The 15,857-nt window shown below is 71.4% G+C and carries 14 protein-coding genes; 12 read left to right on the top strand and 2 right to left on the bottom strand.

The annotated features are described in order from the left end of the window. Nucleotides 1-121 precede the first annotated feature (121 nt). The 12 genes from WFH25_RS18240 (at nt 122) to WFH25_RS18185 (ending at nt 13,045) form a co-directional block, all read left to right on the top strand. Nucleotides 122-1,198 (top strand): BMP family lipoprotein, encoded by a 1,077-nt coding sequence (locus WFH25_RS18240; protein ID WP_070418441.1) that lies wholly within the window; start codon nt 122-124, stop codon nt 1,196-1,198. A gap of 75 nt (nt 1,199-1,273) precedes the next feature. Beyond that, nucleotides 1,274-2,794, top strand: a complete 1,521-nt coding sequence (locus WFH25_RS18235) for an ABC transporter ATP-binding protein (protein WP_261646978.1) — start codon at nt 1,274-1,276, stop codon at nt 2,792-2,794. A gap of 49 nt (nt 2,795-2,843) precedes the next feature. Continuing rightward, complete coding sequence (locus WFH25_RS18230; protein ID WP_336698893.1) at nt 2,844-4,205, top strand: ABC transporter permease; 1,362 nt, start codon at nt 2,844-2,846, stop codon at nt 4,203-4,205. Beyond that, on the top strand, nt 4,202-5,491 hold the full coding sequence (locus WFH25_RS18225; protein WP_336698892.1) for an ABC transporter permease: 1,290 nt from the start codon (nt 4,202-4,204) through the stop codon (nt 5,489-5,491). The genes WFH25_RS18230 and WFH25_RS18225 overlap by 4 nt, the downstream gene beginning before the upstream one ends. Nucleotides 5,492-5,654: 163 nt before the next feature. After that, nucleotides 5,655-6,053 (top strand): cytidine deaminase, encoded by a 399-nt coding sequence (locus WFH25_RS18220; RefSeq protein WP_070419511.1) that lies wholly within the window; start codon nt 5,655-5,657, stop codon nt 6,051-6,053. A gap of 5 nt (nt 6,054-6,058) precedes the next feature. Continuing rightward, nucleotides 6,059-7,348: a thymidine phosphorylase gene (locus WFH25_RS18215; protein WP_092386459.1), complete on the top strand. Its 1,290-nt coding sequence runs from the start codon at nt 6,059-6,061 to the stop codon at nt 7,346-7,348. Nucleotides 7,349-7,480: 132 nt separating this feature from the next. Beyond that, nucleotides 7,481-8,593 carry an adenosine deaminase gene (locus WFH25_RS18210; RefSeq protein WP_336698891.1) on the top strand — a complete coding sequence of 371 codons (1,113 nt, stop codon included), beginning with the start codon at nt 7,481-7,483 and terminating at the stop codon, nt 8,591-8,593. A 3-nt stretch (nt 8,594-8,596) separates the two neighbouring features. Further along, nucleotides 8,597-9,043, top strand: coding sequence for a PTS sugar transporter subunit IIA (locus WFH25_RS18205; RefSeq protein WP_070418446.1), 447 nt, complete (start codon nt 8,597-8,599; stop codon nt 9,041-9,043). Then, nucleotides 9,040-9,318: a PTS sugar transporter subunit IIB gene (locus tag WFH25_RS18200; RefSeq protein ID WP_070418447.1), complete on the top strand. Its 279-nt coding sequence runs from the start codon at nt 9,040-9,042 to the stop codon at nt 9,316-9,318. Before WFH25_RS18205 ends, WFH25_RS18200 begins: the two co-directional genes overlap by 4 nt. Before the next feature lie 30 nt (nt 9,319-9,348). Next, on the top strand, nt 9,349-10,188 hold the full coding sequence (locus WFH25_RS18195) for a purine-nucleoside phosphorylase (protein WP_261646981.1): 840 nt from the start codon (nt 9,349-9,351) through the stop codon (nt 10,186-10,188). Beyond that, nucleotides 10,185-11,849, top strand: a complete 1,665-nt coding sequence (locus tag WFH25_RS18190; protein WP_336698889.1) for a phospho-sugar mutase — start codon at nt 10,185-10,187, stop codon at nt 11,847-11,849. The genes WFH25_RS18195 and WFH25_RS18190 overlap by 4 nt, the downstream gene beginning before the upstream one ends. 260 nt (nt 11,850-12,109) lie before the next feature. Next, nucleotides 12,110-13,045, top strand: coding sequence for a hypothetical protein (locus tag WFH25_RS18185; RefSeq protein WP_336698887.1), 936 nt, complete (start codon nt 12,110-12,112; stop codon nt 13,043-13,045). A gap of 107 nt (nt 13,046-13,152) precedes the next feature. Here the strand turns inward: WFH25_RS18185 and WFH25_RS18180 are convergent, their stop codons facing one another. After that, on the bottom strand, nt 13,153-14,931 hold the full coding sequence (locus tag WFH25_RS18180; RefSeq protein ID WP_336698885.1) for an acetyl/propionyl/methylcrotonyl-CoA carboxylase subunit alpha: 1,779 nt from the start codon (nt 14,929-14,931) through the stop codon (nt 13,153-13,155). Between the two features lie 79 nt (nt 14,932-15,010). After that, nucleotides 15,011-15,856, bottom strand: a complete 846-nt coding sequence (locus WFH25_RS18175; protein ID WP_336698883.1) for a Maf family protein — start codon at nt 15,854-15,856, stop codon at nt 15,011-15,013. Nucleotide 15,857 lies beyond the last annotated feature (1 nt).

Here is a 15,857-nt window from a genome sequence, read left to right as displayed (position 1 = left end):
TCCCGTAACTGATCCCAGGAGTCCCTCAGGGGCGTTCTGTACCGGCCGGGCGGTCGTGTACTGTCGCCACGATCGCCCGGAACGCACGTGGTCCGGGCACGCTCCCCGGAGGAACCCACCCGTGACATCTCGTACCCGTCAGGTCCTGCTGAGCTCCCTCGCGCTCGCCGGTACCGTCGCCGTCCTCGCCGGTTGCTCGGCCGCCCCGTCCGACACCGCGTCCGGCGACAACAAGACCAGCTTCCGCCCCTGCATGGTCTCCGACGCCGGTGGCTTCGACGACAAGTCGTTCAACCAGCTCGGGTTCGAGGGCATGAAGGACGCCGCGTCCGACCTCGGTGCCACCTACAAGTCGGCCGAGTCCAAGGACGCCACCGTCTACGACTCGAACATCGAGCAGCTCATCGGCCAGAACTGCAACCTCATCGTCACCGTCGGCTTCAACCTCGCCGACGCCACGAAGAAGCAGGCCGCGGCGAACCCCGACACCGACTTCGCGATCATCGACGACAACTCGATCGACGCGAAGAACGTCAAGCCGATCACGTTCGACACCTCGCAGGCGGCGTTCCTCGCCGGCTACGCGGCCGCCTCGTACTCGAAGAGCGGCGTCGTCGGCACCTTCGGTGGCATGCAGATCCCGACCGTCACCATCTTCATGGACGGCTTCGCGGACGGCGTGAAGTACTACAACGAGCAGAAGTCGAAGGACGTCAAGGTCGTCGGCTGGGACGTCGACAGCCAGAAGGGCTCCTTCACGGGCGGCTTCGAGGCCGGCACGCAGGCCAAGGCCGTCGCGCAGACCCTGATCGACCAGGACGCCGACGTGATCCTGCCCGTCGGTGGCCCGATCTACCAGTCGGCAGCCGAGGCCATCAAGGACGCGAACAACGGCTCCGTGCTGATCGGTGCGGACAGCGACCTCTACGAGGCCGACCCGCGCTACAAGGACATCGCGTTCACGTCCGTCGAGAAGGGCATGCGCCCCGCCGTCAAGGACGTCGTCGAGCAGGCCGCCGACAAGAAGTACTCCAACGAGCCGTACGTCGGCACGCTGAAGAACGACGGCGTCGGCATCGCGCCGTTCCACGACTACGCCGACAAGGTCGACAGCGGCCTCGAGAAGGAGCTCGACACCATCAAGTCGGGCATCATCGACGGCTCGATCAAGGTCGAGACCAAGGCGACCGTCAAGTAGTCCGGTGAACGCGGGCGGGGGAACCTCCCTCGCCCGCGTTTCCGTGCGTCGATCACAGAAACAGACCCAGAGAACATGAAGCTCGAACTCCGCGGCATCACGAAGCGGTTCGGCCCCCTCGTCGCCAACGACCACATCTCGCTCACCGTCGAGCCCGGTGAGGTCCACTGTCTCCTCGGGGAGAACGGCGCCGGCAAGTCGACCCTGATGAACGTCCTGTACGGCCTGTACCAGGCGGACGAGGGCGAGATCCTCCTCGACGACGTCGTCCAGGACTTCGACGGACCCGGTGACGCCATGCGTTCCGGCATCGGCATGGTGCACCAGCACTTCATGCTCGTCCCCGTCTTCACCGTCGCCGAGAACGTCATGCTCGGCCAGGAGCAGACCGCGTTCGGCGGCCGGCTCGACCTCGCCGGCGCCCGCAAGCGCGTGCGGGAGATCTCCGAGCGCTTCGGGTTCGACGTCGACCCGGACGCCAAGGTCGAGGACCTCCCCGTCGGTGTCCAGCAGCGGGTCGAGATCATCAAGGCGCTGTCCCGCGACGCCTCGGTCCTGGTGTTCGACGAGCCGACGGCCGTCCTCACCCCGCAGGAGACCGACGAGCTGATGGGCATCATGCGGCAGCTCCGTGCGGCCGGCACCGCGATCGTGTTCATCACCCACAAGCTGCGCGAGGTCCGCGAGGTCGCCGACCGCATCACCGTGATCCGCCTCGGCAAGGTCGTCGGCGAGGCATCGCCCACCGCGACGAACAACGAGCTCGCGGCGCTCATGGTCGGCCGTGCCGTCTCCCTCGTCGTCGACAAGGCACCGGCCACCGGTGGTGAGGACGCCCTCGTCGTCGACGGGCTGACCGTCACCGACCCGTCCGGCATCGTCCTCGTCGACGACGTCTCGTTCACGGTCCGGCGCGGCGAGGTCCTCGCCATCGCCGGGGTGCAGGGCAACGGGCAGACCGAGCTGACCGAGGCGATCCTCGGCCTCGAGCCGGTGCACGCCGGCCGCGTCACGCTCGACGGGCGCGAGCTCACCGGCCGCACCGTCAAGCAGATCCTCGACGCCGGCGTCGGCTTCGTCCCGGAGGACCGGAAGGAAGACGGGCTCGTCGGCGAGTTCACCATCGCCGAGAACCTCATGCTCGACCGTGCCGACCACGCCGAGTTCGTCCGCGCCGGCACGATCCGATCGGCGGAGCGCGACGCGTTCGCCGACGAGAAGATCGCCGAGTTCGACATCCGCACGCCGAGCCGCACCACCGCGGCCGGTCGGCTGTCCGGCGGCAACCAGCAGAAGATCGTCCTCGCCCGCGAGCTGAGCCGCGACCTGCGCCTCTTCGTCGCGGCGCAACCGACCCGCGGCATCGACGTCGGGTCGATCGAGTTCGTGCACAAGCGCATCGTCGCCACCCGCGACACCGGTGTCCCGGTCATCGTCGTCTCCACGGAGCTCGACGAGGTCGTGGCACTCGCCGACCGGATCGCCGTGATGTACCGCGGCGGGATCGTCGGCATCGTCCCCGCGGACACCCCGCGCGACGTCCTCGGCCTGATGATGGCCGGGGAACTCCCAGAAGGAACGGAACAGGTCGCATGATGGCCGGGGAACTCCACAGCACCCACACGACCGGAACGGAGCTGGCAGCGTGAGCACCCCCACGCCAGACAACACGCAGCCGGATGTCCAGCCGACGGCCGACACGCAGCCGGACGCACCGCTGACCGACGACCGCCTGCAGGACGTCGAGTCCACCCCACACCTCATGACGGACTCCGCCGAGGACACCGAGCGACGCCAGGGCGGCGACCGCTGGCAGGCCGCACTGCAGGGCATCGTCAACGGCTCCGCGCTCGTCACGGTCCTCGCCGTCGTGCTCGCCCTCGTCGCGTGCGGCATCCTCATCGCCATCACCGACGAGAACGTCCGCTCGGCCGCCGGGTACTTCTTCGCCCGTCCGGCCGACACCTTCCGGGCGATCGGCACCGCGGTCGGCGGCGCGTACGCCTCGCTGTTCGAGGGGTCCGTCGTCAACTTCGGCGCGTCGAGCTTCCAGCAGGCCATCGTGCCGCTGACCCGCTCGATCGACTACGCCGTACCGCTCATCGCGGCCGGTCTCGGCATCGCGCTGTCGTTCCGCGCCGGCCTGTTCAACATCGGCGGCCAGGGCCAGATCCTGATGGGCGCCGCGGCGGCCGGCTGGGTCGGCTTCTCGTTCGACGGCCCCGCGGCGATCCACATCCCGCTCACGATCGTCGCCGGCATCGTCGGCGGTGCGGTGTGGGCCGGGATCGTCGGCGTCCTCAAGGCGCGGACCGGTGCCAACGAGGTCGTCCTCACCATCATGCTCAACTACGTCGCGCTGTACCTCGTGAGCTACCTGCTCCGCACGCCGGGCCTGCTGCAGGCGCCGGGCAGCCCGAACCCGATCTCGCCCGCGACGAAGGACAGCGCGGTGCTCCCGCCGCTGTTCGGGGTGCGCTACGGCGTGGACCTCGGCTTCGTCGTGGCGATCATCGCGGTCGTCGTCGTGTGGTGGCTCGTGAACAAGTCCTCGCTCGGCTTCCGCTTCCGCACCATCGGTGAGAACCCGCGTGCCGCTCGCGTGGCGGGCATGAGCGTGGCGTCCCTGACCATCTGGGTCCTCGTCATCTCCGGTGCCCTCGTCGGCATCGCCGGCGCGTACCAGGTGCAGGGCGCGGTCACGACCGGGTTCACCTCCGGCATCGACGCCGGCATCGGGTTCGACGCCATCACCGTGGCGCTGCTCGGCCGGTCGAAGCCGTGGGGCGTGTTCTGGGCCGCGATCCTGTTCGGCGTCCTGAAGAACGGCGGCTACGCCATGCAGGCCGCGAACGGCATCCCGATCGACATCGTGGGCGTCATCCAGGCCCTCATCGTCCTCTTCATCGCGGCGCCGCCGCTCGTCCGCGCGATCTTCCGGATCCCGCAGCCGGGTGCCCGTCGACGCGTCTCCACGAAGAACAGCAAGAAGGCGGTCGCCGCGTGAGCACCCTCAGCCCCACCGCGCCCAGCGCGTCGCCGGTCGCCGGCCGTCCGGTCGAGACCACCCGCAGCTGGAAGCTCGCGATCGGGTACGGCGTCTTCACGCTGATCGCCCTCGTGCTCTTCGCGCTGCTGCCCCGCACCGGGACGACCACGTTCCGCCTCGCCAACAGCGGCGACTTCTTCGCCCTGCCCGACGTGCCGCTGCCGGCCGTGGGCGCCGGGATCGTCGTGGTCGTGCTGCTCGCGATCCTCACCGTCTACGCGGTCGTCGAGACCCGTGCGGTGCGCCGCGTGCCGGTGTGGGTCACCGCGGTGTTCGCCGTGGTGTTCGTCATCGGGTTCCTGACGTGGGCGGCCGCCGGCAAGTCCCTGCCGATCCCCGGCCTGCTGCTCGGCGCGCTGAGCCTCAGCGTCCCGCTGGTGTTCGGTGCCCTCGGCGGCGTCATCTCCGAGCGTGTCGGTGTCGTGAACATCGCGATCGAGGGACAGTTCCTCGCCGGTGCGTTCAGCTCCGCCATGGTCGCGTCCATCACCGGCTCGCCGTGGGTCGGCCTCGTCGCGGCGCTCGTCGCGGGCACGCTCGTGTCGTTCATCCTCGCGGCGTTCAGCATCAAGTACCTCGTCGACCAGGTGATCGTCGGTGTCGTCATCAACGCCTTCATCTCCGGCCTGACCGGCTTCCTGTACTCGCAGGTGCTCTCGCCGAACGAGACCACGCTCAACGTCGGCGTCCGGTTCCCGATCATCCCGATCCCCGTCCTGCACCAGATCCCGGTCATCGGTCCGGTGTTCTTCGAGCAACGGGTCACGGTCTACCTGGCCTACGTGGCGGTCGCGGTCGTGACGTTCGGGCTCTTCAAGACCCGCTGGGGCCTGCGCCTCCGCGCGGTCGGCGAGCACCCGCAGGCGGCGGACACGGTGGGCATCAACGTCACCGGGACCCGGTTCTGGAACGTGTCCCTCGCCGGAGCGATCGCGGGCCTCGGCGGCGCGTACTTCACGCTCGACGCGGTCGGCCCGTTCACCAAGGACATGACCGCCGGCGCGGGCTACATCGCGCTCGCGGCGGTCATCTTCGGTCGCTGGGACCCGATCAAGGCGACGTTCGCGGCGCTGCTGTTCGGGTTCGCGTCGAACCTGCAGAACACCCTCGGCGCGATCAACTCGCCCGTGCCGAGCGAGTTCCTGCTCATGCTCCCGTACGTGGTGACGATCTTCGCGGTGGCCGGCCTGGTCGGGCAGTCGCGTGGGCCGGCCGCGTCCGGCAAGCCGTACATCAAGAGCTGACGGCCAGGAGGCACGGCACATGACCGACACGCACGCTGCGGGCGACGACCAGATCGCGTCCACCGACGCGACCGCCTGGGCGGACCCGGCCACGGCCCTGGACGGGCGCGGCGGCCGGACCGCCGCCGACGGGACGGGGGCCGAGCCGCGCCTCCCGTCCGACGTGGACTGGACCGCCCTGCGGACCGCCGCGACGGCCGCCATGGGGCACGCCTACGCGCCGTACTCGTCGTTCCCGGTGGGCGCCGCGGCGCTCACCGACGACGGCCGGATCGTGTCCGGCTGCAACGTCGAGAACGCGTCCTACGGGGTGACGCTCTGCGCGGAGTGCTCGCTCGTCTCGCAGCTGCACATGACCGGCGGCGGCAAGCTCGTGGCGTTCACGTGCGTCGACGGCGACGGGGCGACCCTGATGCCGTGCGGCCGGTGCCGCCAGCTGCTCTTCGAGCACTCCACCGAGGGCATGCTGCTCGAGACCGTCTCCGGCATCCGCACCATCGACGAGGTCCTGCCGGACGCCTTCGGGCCGCGGACCCTCGCCACCTACCAGCAGGAGCACTGATCCACATGGCCGTCGAGCCGTTCGACACCGTCGACCTCATCCGCACGAAGCGCTCCGGGGGAGCCCTGAGCACCGCCGAGGTCGACTGGCTCGTCGACGCCTACACGCGCGGCTACGTCGAGGACCCGCAGATGGCGGCGATGGCGATGGCGATCTTCCTGAACGGGATGGAGCGGCGCGAGATCAAGGACCTCACGCTCGCGATGATCGCGTCGGGGGAGCGGATGTCGTTCTCGTCGCTCGGCAAGACGACGGTCGACAAGCACTCGACCGGTGGCGTCGGCGACAAGATCACGCTGCCGTTGGCGCCCCTCGTGGCGTCGTTCGGGGTCGCGGTGCCCCAGCTGTCGGGCCGCGGGCTCGGGCACACCGGCGGGACGCTCGACAAGCTCGAGTCGATCCCCGGGTGGCAGGCGGCGCTGTCGAACGACCGTCTCCTCGAGGTGCTGACCGACGTGGGCGCGGTCATCTGCGCCGCCGGTACCGGCCTGGCTCCGGCCGACAAGAAGCTGTACGCCCTGCGGGACATCACCGGCACCGTCGAGAGCATCCCGCTCATCGCGTCGAGCATCATGTCGAAGAAGATCGCCGAGGGCACGGGTGCGCTCGTGCTCGACGTGAAGTTCGGGTCGGGGGCGTTCATGCCTTCGTACGAGGCGTCGCGCGAGCTCGCGCAGACGATGGTCGACCTCGGGAACGACGCCGGGGTGAAGACCTCGGCGCTGTTGACCGACATGGAGGTCCCGCTCGGGCTGACGATCGGCAACGCGCTCGAGGTGCGGGAGTCGGTCGACGTGTTGGCGGGCGGGGGTCCAGCCGACGTCGTCGCGCTGACCGTGGCGCTGGCGACCGAGATGCTCACGCTGGCCGGGCTGCCGGACGCCGACCCGGCCGCCGCACTGGCCGACGGCCGAGCGATGGACACCTGGCGGCGGATGATCCAGGCGCAGGGCGGGGACCCCGCAGCCGCGTTGCCGGTCGCCCGCGAGCAGCACGTCGTCACCGCGCCGTCGTCGGGCGTGCTCGCGCAGCAGGACGCCCTGCCCTTCGGCGTCTCGGCCTGGCGCCTGGGTGCCGGCCGTGCACGCGCGCAGGACCCGGTGCAGGCCGGGGCGGGCATCGAGCTGCACGTCAAGCCCGGTGACACCGTCGCCGCGGGGCAGCCGCTCTGGACGCTGCACACCGACGACGCGTCGCGGATCCCGCGGGCGCTCGAGTCGCTCGAGGGTGCGTGGTCGATCGGCACCGAGGCGCCTCGGCGTGGGCCGATCGTGCGCGAGCGCATCGCTGGCTGAACCCGGGCCGTGGGACCGGCCACCGGCCGGGCTGCGGCTGCCTGCCCGGCTGTGGAGAGCCTCCAGTGGGTCCCGTCGTCTGTTGTGCTCAGGTGCCTGCGCGGGGTCGGTGACCACCGATAGCCTGGGTGCATGAGCTCCGACGCCACGACCTACCGCCTGCCCGACGCCGGAGCGGTCATCAACGACCTGCCGAAGGTCTCGCTGCACGACCACCTCGACGGTGGCCTGCGTCCGGCGACGATCGTCGAGCTCGCCGGTGCCGCTGGTGTCGCACTGCCGACCACCGACCCGGCTGAGCTCGGGCAGTGGTTCGCCGACCAGTCGAACTCCGGCTCGCTCGTCGAGTACCTGAAGACCTTCGACGTCACGATCTCGGTGATGCAGACGGCGCCGCAGCTGCACCGCATCGCGAAGGAGTTCGTCGAGGACCTGGTCGCCGACGGCGTCGTCTACGGCGAGGTCCGCTGGGCGCCCGAGCAGCACCTGCAGGGCGGGCTCACGCTCGACCAGGCGGTCGAGGCCGTGCAGGCCGGCATCGAGGAAGCGGTCGACGCCGCAGGCGGCAGCATCCGCGTCGGCCAGCTCGTCACGGCGATGCGCCACGCCGACCGCGCCCTCGAGATCGCCGAGCTCGCCGTCCGGCACCGCGACGCCGGCGTCGTCGGCTTCGACATCGCCGGTGCCGAGGCCGGGTTCCCGCCCTCGAACCACCGTGCGGCGTTCGACTACCTCGCATCCGAGCTCTTCCCCGTGACGGTGCACGCGGGCGAGGCCGACGGGCTCGCCTCGATCCGCTCCGCGCTCGTCGACGGGCGGGCACTGCGCCTCGGCCACGGCGTCCGCATCTTCGAGGACGTCGTCCTGTCCGACGCCGGTGACGGCTCGACGCTCGCCTCCCTCGGCGAGGTCGCCTCGTGGGTGCGCGACCGTGAGATCCCGCTCGAGGTCTCGCCGTCGTCGAACCTGCAGACCGGGGCCGTCGCGGCGTGGGGCGACGACCTCGCCGACCACCCCTTCGACGTGCTCTACCAGCTCGGCTTCCGGGTCACGGTGAACACCGACAACCGCCTGATGAGCGACACCTCGCTCTCGAAGGAGCTCGCGCTGCTCGCGGGCACGTTCGGCTACGACCTCGACGACCTCGCGGCGTTCCAGATCAACGCGGCGCTCGGCTCGTTCCTGCCGCTCGAGGACCGCGAAGAGATCATCGCCACCATCACGGCCGGCCACCAGGAGGCCTGACGCATGCCACTGCCGCCGCTGCCGGACTCCGCCGTCGTGCTCGGGGCGACCGCGTCCTCGTGGCGCGACGCGCTCCGGCTGGCCGGCGGTGCCCTCGTGTCGTCGGGAGCGGCCACCGAGCCGTACACCGACGCCATGATCGGCCTGGTCGAGGAACACGGGCCGTACATCGTCATCTCGCCCGGGCTGGCGTTCGCGCACGCCCGGCCGGGGCCCGCGGTGCTGCGTGACGGGCTGTCCGTCGTGACGCTCGACGCGCCGGTGTCGTTCGGGCACCCGCACAACGACCCCGTGCGTGTGGTGCTCGGGCTCGCGGTCGCCGGGGTCGGCACCCACCTCGAGTCGATCGGGGAGATCGCGAACCTGTTCAACGACGCCTCGGTGACCGGTCGGATCGCCGATGCCGCCACCGCGGACGAGGTCCGCGCGATCATGGGGGTCACCGCATGAAGATCGTCACCATCTGCGGCGCGGGCATCGGTTCCAGCGCGATCCTCAAGGTGAACGCCGAGAAGGCCCTCGCGGCGCTCGGGCTGACCGCGTCCGTCGTGGCGGCCGACGTCGCGTCCGTGCAGAAGGTGTCCGACGACGCGAACGTGATCCTCACCAGCCAGGAGTTCGTCGAGGCGATCGGGTCCACCTACGCCGAGGTCATCGTGATCCGGAACCACTTCGACCAGGCCGAGATCACGGCCGCGGTGGACCGGGCGCTCGGCGAACACTGACGCCGGTTCCGTGGCCTCTAGAGTTGGGGCATGAGCACGGAGAACCCGCTGAACGACCCCGCCGCCGACCCGTTCGAGGTCGCGCGTGACGCCGCAGAGGTCATCGCCTCGAAGTCCGGCATCGAGCGCCACGACATCGCCCTGACCCTCGGGTCCGGGTGGGGGAAGGCCGCGGACCTCATCGGCGAGACCGTGTCCGAGATCCCCGCGTCCGAGGTCCCCGGCTTCAGCGCCTCGGCCGTCCCCGGGCACTCCGGTACGGTCCGCTCGATCCGTCTCGCCGACGGCCGGCACGCGCTGGTCATCGGTGCGCGCACGCACTACTACGAGGGCCACGGGGTCCGTCGGGTCGTGCACAGCGTCCGGACCGCGGCGGCGACCGGCGCCTCGATCATGGTCCTGACGAACGGCGCCGGGGGCATCAAGGAGCACTGGACGCCCGGCACGCCCGTCCTCATCAGCGACCACATCAACCTCACCGCGGACAGCCCGCTCGAGGGCGCCACGTTCGTCGACCTCACCGACCTGTACTCGGCGCGGCTCCGGTCGGTCGCTCTCAGCGTGGACCCCTCGCTCGACGAGGGCGTCTACACCCAGTTCCGCGGTCCGCACTACGAGACGCCGGCCGAGGTCCAGATGGCGAAGACCATCGGCGGGCACATCGTCGGCATGTCCACCGCGCTCGAGGCCATCGCGGCGCGGCAGGCCGGCATGGAGGTCCTCGGCTTCTCGCTCATCACGAACCTCGCCGCCGGCATCCAGAAGACGCCGCTGTCGCACGCCGAGGTGCTCGAGGCCGGGCGCGAGGCCGAGCCGGTGATCGCCGACCTGCTCGCCCGCGTGGTGACCGCGCTGGGCTCCGCGTCGTGAAGCTCGACGTCGACGGCGTGCTCGCTGCTGCTCGTGCCTGGAGCGCGCAGGACCCGGACCCCGAGACCCGTTCCTCGCTCGATGCGGCGATCGACGCGGCGGCGACCGGCGACGGTCCAGCCGTGCAGGACCTCGCCGCGCGGTTCGCCGGGCGCCTGGCGTTCGGCACCGCCGGCCTCCGCGCCGAACTCGGGTACGGACCGCTCCGGATGAACCGGGTCGTCGTGACCCAGGCCGCCGCGGGACTCGCGCGCTTCCTCATCGACACCGGGCGTCGACGCAGCGTCGTCATCGGGTACGACGGCCGGGTGAACTCGGACGTCTTCGCCCGAGACTCCGCCGAGGTCATGCGCGGCCTCGGGCTCGAGGTCACCCTGCTGCCGTCGGCGCTCCCCACGCCCGTGCTGGCCTTCGCCGTGCGGCACCTCGACGTCGGTGCCGGGGTGATGGTGACCGCGAGCCACAACCCGCCGCGGGACAACGGCTACAAGGTCTACCTCGGCGAGGACGACGAGGGGTCGCAGATCGTCCCGCCCGTCGACGCCGACATCGCCGCCGCGATCGTCGCCGTCGCCGCGGGCTCGATCGCGGACCTGCGCCGTGCCACCGACTACACCGTCGCCACGTCCGAGCTGCTCGGCGCCTACGTGTCCGCCACCGCGGCGACGGTGGCAGCGCCCGGGCTCGCTCCGGACGCGCAGCCGAAGGTCGTCTACACGGCCATGCACGGCGTCGGGTGGGAGACCGCCCGCGCGGTGTTCGAAGCGGCCGGGTTCGCCGTGCCGGTGACCGTGCCCGAGCAGATCGAGCCGGACGGGGCGTTCCCGACGGTGTCGTTCCCCAACCCCGAGGAACCGGGGGCGATGGACCTGTCGATCGCCCGCGGGGTCGCTGTCGGTGCGGACCTCGTCATCGCGAACGACCCGGACGCCGATCGGCTGGCGCTGGCGATCCCGGACGGCGACGGTTCCTTCCGCAGGCTCTCGGGCAACGAGGTCGGCTGGCTCCTCGGGTGGCGCGCTGCCGCCCGGGCGTCCGACGACGGTGTGCAGGGAACGCTCGCAGCGTCGATCGTGTCCTCGCCGGCGCTCGCACGGGTCGCGGCGCGGCACGGGCTGGAGTACCGCGACACCCTCACCGGCTTCAAGTGGGTCTCCCGCGTCCCCGGGCTGCTGTTCGGGTACGAGGAAGCGCTCGGCTACCTGGTCGACCCGGAGGTCGTCCGCGACAAGGACGGCATCTCGGCGGCGCTGTCCCTGCTGTCCCTCGCCGCGGACCTGGCTGCCTCGGGGTCGTCGATCGCCGGGCAGCTCGACGCCTTCGCGGCCGAGTTCGGGGCGTTCGCGTCCGGACAGGTGGCGACCCGGGTGGACGACCTCTCCCGGATCGGCTCGATCATGGCGTCCCTGCGGTCGACGCCGCCGACGACGCTGGGCGGGCTGTCGGTGCTGTCGGTGACGGACTACGCCGGGGGTGTCGAGGGCTTCCCGCCGTCGGACATCCTCCGCTACGACCTGACGGGTGACGCCCGCGTGATCGTCCGGCCGAGCGGGACCGAGCCGAAGGTGAAGGTCTACATCGACACCGTCGCGGCGACCCCCGCCGAGGCGCAGTCGCTCGTCGACGCCCTCGCCGCCGACATCCGCCCCCTGGTGTCGTAGGCGCGGCCGCGCCGGCGCGCCGCCCGCGCCGGCGGCGCGCCGTGCGGCGCTGGGGGCGCCGGCGGCGTTGGCGGCTCTGGCGGCGCTGGCGGCTCACCGCGCGTCGAACCAGGTTTCCGACATCGAACCAGCTCGTGCCGCTGGTTCGACGTCGGAAACGTGGTTCGACGTTTGCGCGCGTGCGAGTTGTGAGCACGTGACTTCTCCACAGATCGAGCGTCGGGCACCGGGCACGACCCGAGCCCGGACAGGCTCGGACCATGGTGGTCCCCGTCGTCGTCCCCGTGCACCCCGACCCGGCCGCGGCCCGCGCGCAGCAGCGAGCGTTGCGCGACGGGCAGTTGATCCGCGTCGGCCACGGCGCCTTCGTCCACCGCGAGGACTGGGAGCGCGCGACCGCCTGGGAGCAGCACCTCGCTCGTGCGGCGGCGGTGCACGCCGTCACGACTCGTGCCGTCGTGTCGCATGCCTCCGCCGCGATCGCGCACGGACTGCCGTGGATCCAGCCGGTGCCGGAACGCGTGACCGTGCTCGATCCAGTGCGTCGGACCGCGCAGCGCACGAGGTTCGCGGACAAGGCCGCGTCGGCCCAACGACACGTGGTGCCGGTCGTCGTCGGAGGGCTGCCCGTCACGACCTTGGTCGACACGGTCGTGGACATCGCGCTGCGGTACGACCGTGGCCGAGCACTCGCGGTGGCGGACGCGGCGCTCCGACGTGGCGTGCAGCACGATGCGATCGAGGACGAGTTGGCGGCACGCGGCCCGGTTCGCGCAGGGCGACGAGCACGTTCGGTGCTGGAGTTGGCGGCGGGCGCCTCGGAGTCGGCGGGGGAGAGCGTCGCTCTGCTCGTGATGCGCGATGTCGGGTGTCCGGCGCCGGTCCAACAGCACGAGTTCCGCGACGACCGCGGTGTCATCGGCAGGGTCGACTTCTGGTTCCCGGACCAGGGCGTGATCGTCGAGTTCGACGGTCTCGTGAAGTACCGGGACGCCGGGATGCGCAACGGCCGCTCCGTCGAAGAAGTCGTCATCGCGGAGAAGGTGCGGGAAGATCGGCTGCGCGCGCTGGACGACGTACGCCGCGTCATCCGGCCGATCTGGCGTGACGTCGTGCCCGGCGGCGCGTTCCCGGCGATGCTGGCGGCGGCAGGTCTCCCGGTCCGGCGGGGCGTCCGAACGACGCCCGCGTGGTGAGCGGCCCCCGGTGTGGAACCACGAATCCGACATCGAACCGACCAGGCGCGGTGGTTCGATGTCGGATTCGTGGTTCGAAGCGGCGGCGCGGCGCGCGGCGCAGCCGCCTACGCGAGCTCGAGCAGCACGTGGCCGGACGAGATCGTCTGGCCGACGGGGGCGTTCAGCCCCGTGACGACACCGTCACGCGGGGCAGCGACGGGCTGCTCCATCTTCATGGCCTCGAGCACGACGAGCAGGTCGCCCTTCACCACGGTGTCACCCTCGGCGACCGCGAGCTTCACCACGGTGGCCTGCATCGGGGACGTCACGGAGCCGGACGACGCCAGGCCGCCACGGACCCCGGACGACCGGCGCTTCGGCGGAGCGGACGGCCCGGCCGGACGACGGCCGGCAGCACCGGCGGCGCCACCGGCGACGATCGACGGCATGGTGACCTCGATGCGCTTGCCCTGCACCTCGACGACCACGCTCTCGCGGGCTGCCGGTGCGGGGAGCTCCTCGGGGGAGCCGCTCCACGCCGGGATCTCGTTGACGAAGTCGGTCTCGATCCACTGCGTGTAGATGCTGAACGGGGTCTCGTCGGGCGTCGCGAACGCCGGGTCCGACACGACCGCACGGTGGAACGGCAGCACGGTCGGCAGGCCGGTGACCTCGAACTCGGCGAGGGCACGACGCGACCGCTCGAGCGCCTCGGCGCGCGTGGCTCCGGTGACGATGAGCTTCGCGAGCATGGAGTCGAACGAGCCGGAGACGACGTCGCCCGAGACGACGCCGGAGTCGACGCGGACACCGGGGCCGGACGGCGCGTGGAACGCGTGCACGGGGCCCGGCGCCGGGAAGAAGTTGCGACCCGGGTCCTCGCCGTTGATGCGGAACTCGAACGAGTGCCCCCGCGCGACCGGGTCGGAGTAGTCGAGCACGCCGCCCTCGGCGATGCGGAACTGCTCGCGGACGAGGTCGATGCCGGTGACCTCTTCGGAGACGCAGTGTTCGACCTGCAGGCGGGTGTTCACCTCGAGGAACGAGACGGTGCCGTCGGCGCCGATGAGGAACTCGCACGTGCCGGCACCGACGTAGCCGACCTCGCGCAGGATCGCCTTCGACGACTCGTACAGCCGTTCCTCCTGCGACGCCGTCAGGTAGGGCGCGGGCGCTTCCTCGACGAGCTTCTGGTGCCGACGCTGCAGCGAGCAGTCGCGCGTCGAGACGATGACCACGTTGCCGTGCTCGTCGGCGAGGCACTGGGTCTCGACGTGGCGCGGCTTGTCGAGGTACTTCTCGACGAAGCACTCGCCGCGGCCGAACGCCGCGATGGCCTCGCGCGTCGCCGACTCGAAGAGCTCTTCCACCTGCTCGCGCGAACGGACGACCTTGAGACCACGGCCGCCACCACCGAACGCCGCCTTGATCGCGACGGGCAGTCCGACCTGGTCGACGAAGTCGAAGACCTCGGAGACGTCCTGCACGGGCTCGATCGTGCCGGGCGCGAGCGGCGCGCCGACCTTCTCGGCCACGTGCCGCGCGGAGACCTTGTCGCCCAGGCGCTCGATCGACTCCGGCGAGGGGCCGATCCAGGTCAGCCCGGCGTCGATGACGGCGCGGGCGAAGTCGGCGTTCTCGGCGAGGAACCCGTAACCCGGGTGCACGGCGTCGGCGCCGGAGCGTCGGGCGACCGAGATGATCTTGTCGATGACGAGGTAGGTGTCGGCGCTCGTGGTGCCGTTCAGCGCGTGGGCCTCGTCGGCGAGGCGTGCGTGGAGGGCGTCACGGTCCTGGTCGGCGTAGACCGCGACCGATGCCTTGCCTGCGTCGCGGGCCGCGCGGATGATGCGGACGGCGATCTCGCCGCGGTTCGCGATGAGGACCTTGCTGATACGGGGCATGGTAAGTCAGCGTATTCGTGCGGCAAGGGCGCGAATTGACTGGCACCCACAAAGAACAGTGGCGAAGAAGTGTGGATGTCTACAGTGCCCAGAGGTCGTGCCACGCGATGCCGAACCCCCGCAGCAGCATCGCGCGCAGCACCGGGAGCGAGAGCCCGACCACCGCGGACGGTGCGCCGTCGATCCGGGTGATGTAGGCGGCGGCCCGACCGTCGATGGTGAACGCCCCGGCGACCTCGAGCGGTTCGCCGGTGGCGACGTACGCGTCGATCTCCGCGGGCGACATGTCGTCGGCGAAGGTGAGCACGGCGCTGTCGACCGCCACCACCTGGTCGCCGTCGGCGACCATCGCCGACCCGCCGGGCGCGACGCCCGCGACGAAGGCAGCAGCGCCGAGCGGCCCGCCGCCCGACGCGTCCACGGTACGGACGGGAGGCACGGTGCCGGCCCGACCCGCGCCTCCAGGCCCCGGATCGGGTGCGTCCAGGACGTCGGGTGCGTCCAGGACGTCGGGTGCGTCCAGGGCGTCGGGTGCGTCCGCGGCGCGGCGCCGGTCCACGACGCAGTGCCCGCTCCAGAGCGTGCCGCCGCCGGCGGCGAGCATCTGGCGCCACCGGTCCCGCGCGACCTCCGGGTCGTGGGGCTTGCCGTACAGCACGCCGTCGACCTCGAACGCGGAGTCCCCGCCGAACACGAAGCCGTCGACCGGGGAGCCGTCGACCGGGGCGTCCGCGACGGCCGAGGCCTTGGCGACCGCGAGCATCGCCACCAGCTCCGGCCCGGTCAGGTCGCGGCCGAGCGACGTGGCGGCCGCGGCGACCGCGGCGTCCTCGTCGACCCCCGGCGCGACGAGCACCGGCTCGATCCCGGTCTGGGCGAGGAGGGCGCGGCGGGCGGGGGAGGTACTCGCGAGGTACAGACGCATG

It is taken from the genome of Curtobacterium sp. USHLN213, from assembly GCF_037144815.1.
Taxonomy (GTDB): domain Bacteria; phylum Actinomycetota; class Actinomycetes; order Actinomycetales; family Microbacteriaceae; genus Curtobacterium.
This window is presented reverse-complemented; position numbering and strand designations above follow the sequence as displayed.

Excerpts from the sequence above, each read along its gene's own strand:
- WFH25_RS18235 (WP_261646978.1), top strand. The coding sequence starts at position 1,274 with ATGAAGCTCGAACTCCGCGGCATCACGAAGCGGTTCGGCCCCCTCGTC.
- WFH25_RS18215 (WP_092386459.1), top strand. The coding sequence starts at position 6,059 with ATGGCCGTCGAGCCGTTCGACACCGTCGACCTCATCCGCACGAAGCGC.
- WFH25_RS18210 (WP_336698891.1), top strand. The coding sequence starts at position 7,481 with ATGAGCTCCGACGCCACGACCTACCGCCTGCCCGACGCCGGAGCGGTC.
- WFH25_RS18205 (WP_070418446.1), top strand. The coding sequence starts at position 8,597 with ATGCCACTGCCGCCGCTGCCGGACTCCGCCGTCGTGCTCGGGGCGACC.
- WFH25_RS18200 (WP_070418447.1), top strand. The coding sequence starts at position 9,040 with ATGAAGATCGTCACCATCTGCGGCGCGGGCATCGGTTCCAGCGCGATC.
- WFH25_RS18195 (WP_261646981.1), top strand. The coding sequence starts at position 9,349 with ATGAGCACGGAGAACCCGCTGAACGACCCCGCCGCCGACCCGTTCGAG.
- WFH25_RS18185 (WP_336698887.1), top strand. The coding sequence starts at position 12,110 with ATGGTGGTCCCCGTCGTCGTCCCCGTGCACCCCGACCCGGCCGCGGCC.
- WFH25_RS18180 (WP_336698885.1), bottom strand. The coding sequence starts at position 14,931 with ATGCCCCGTATCAGCAAGGTCCTCATCGCGAACCGCGGCGAGATCGCC.
- WFH25_RS18175 (WP_336698883.1), bottom strand. The coding sequence starts at position 15,856 with ATGCGTCTGTACCTCGCGAGTACCTCCCCCGCCCGCCGCGCCCTCCTC.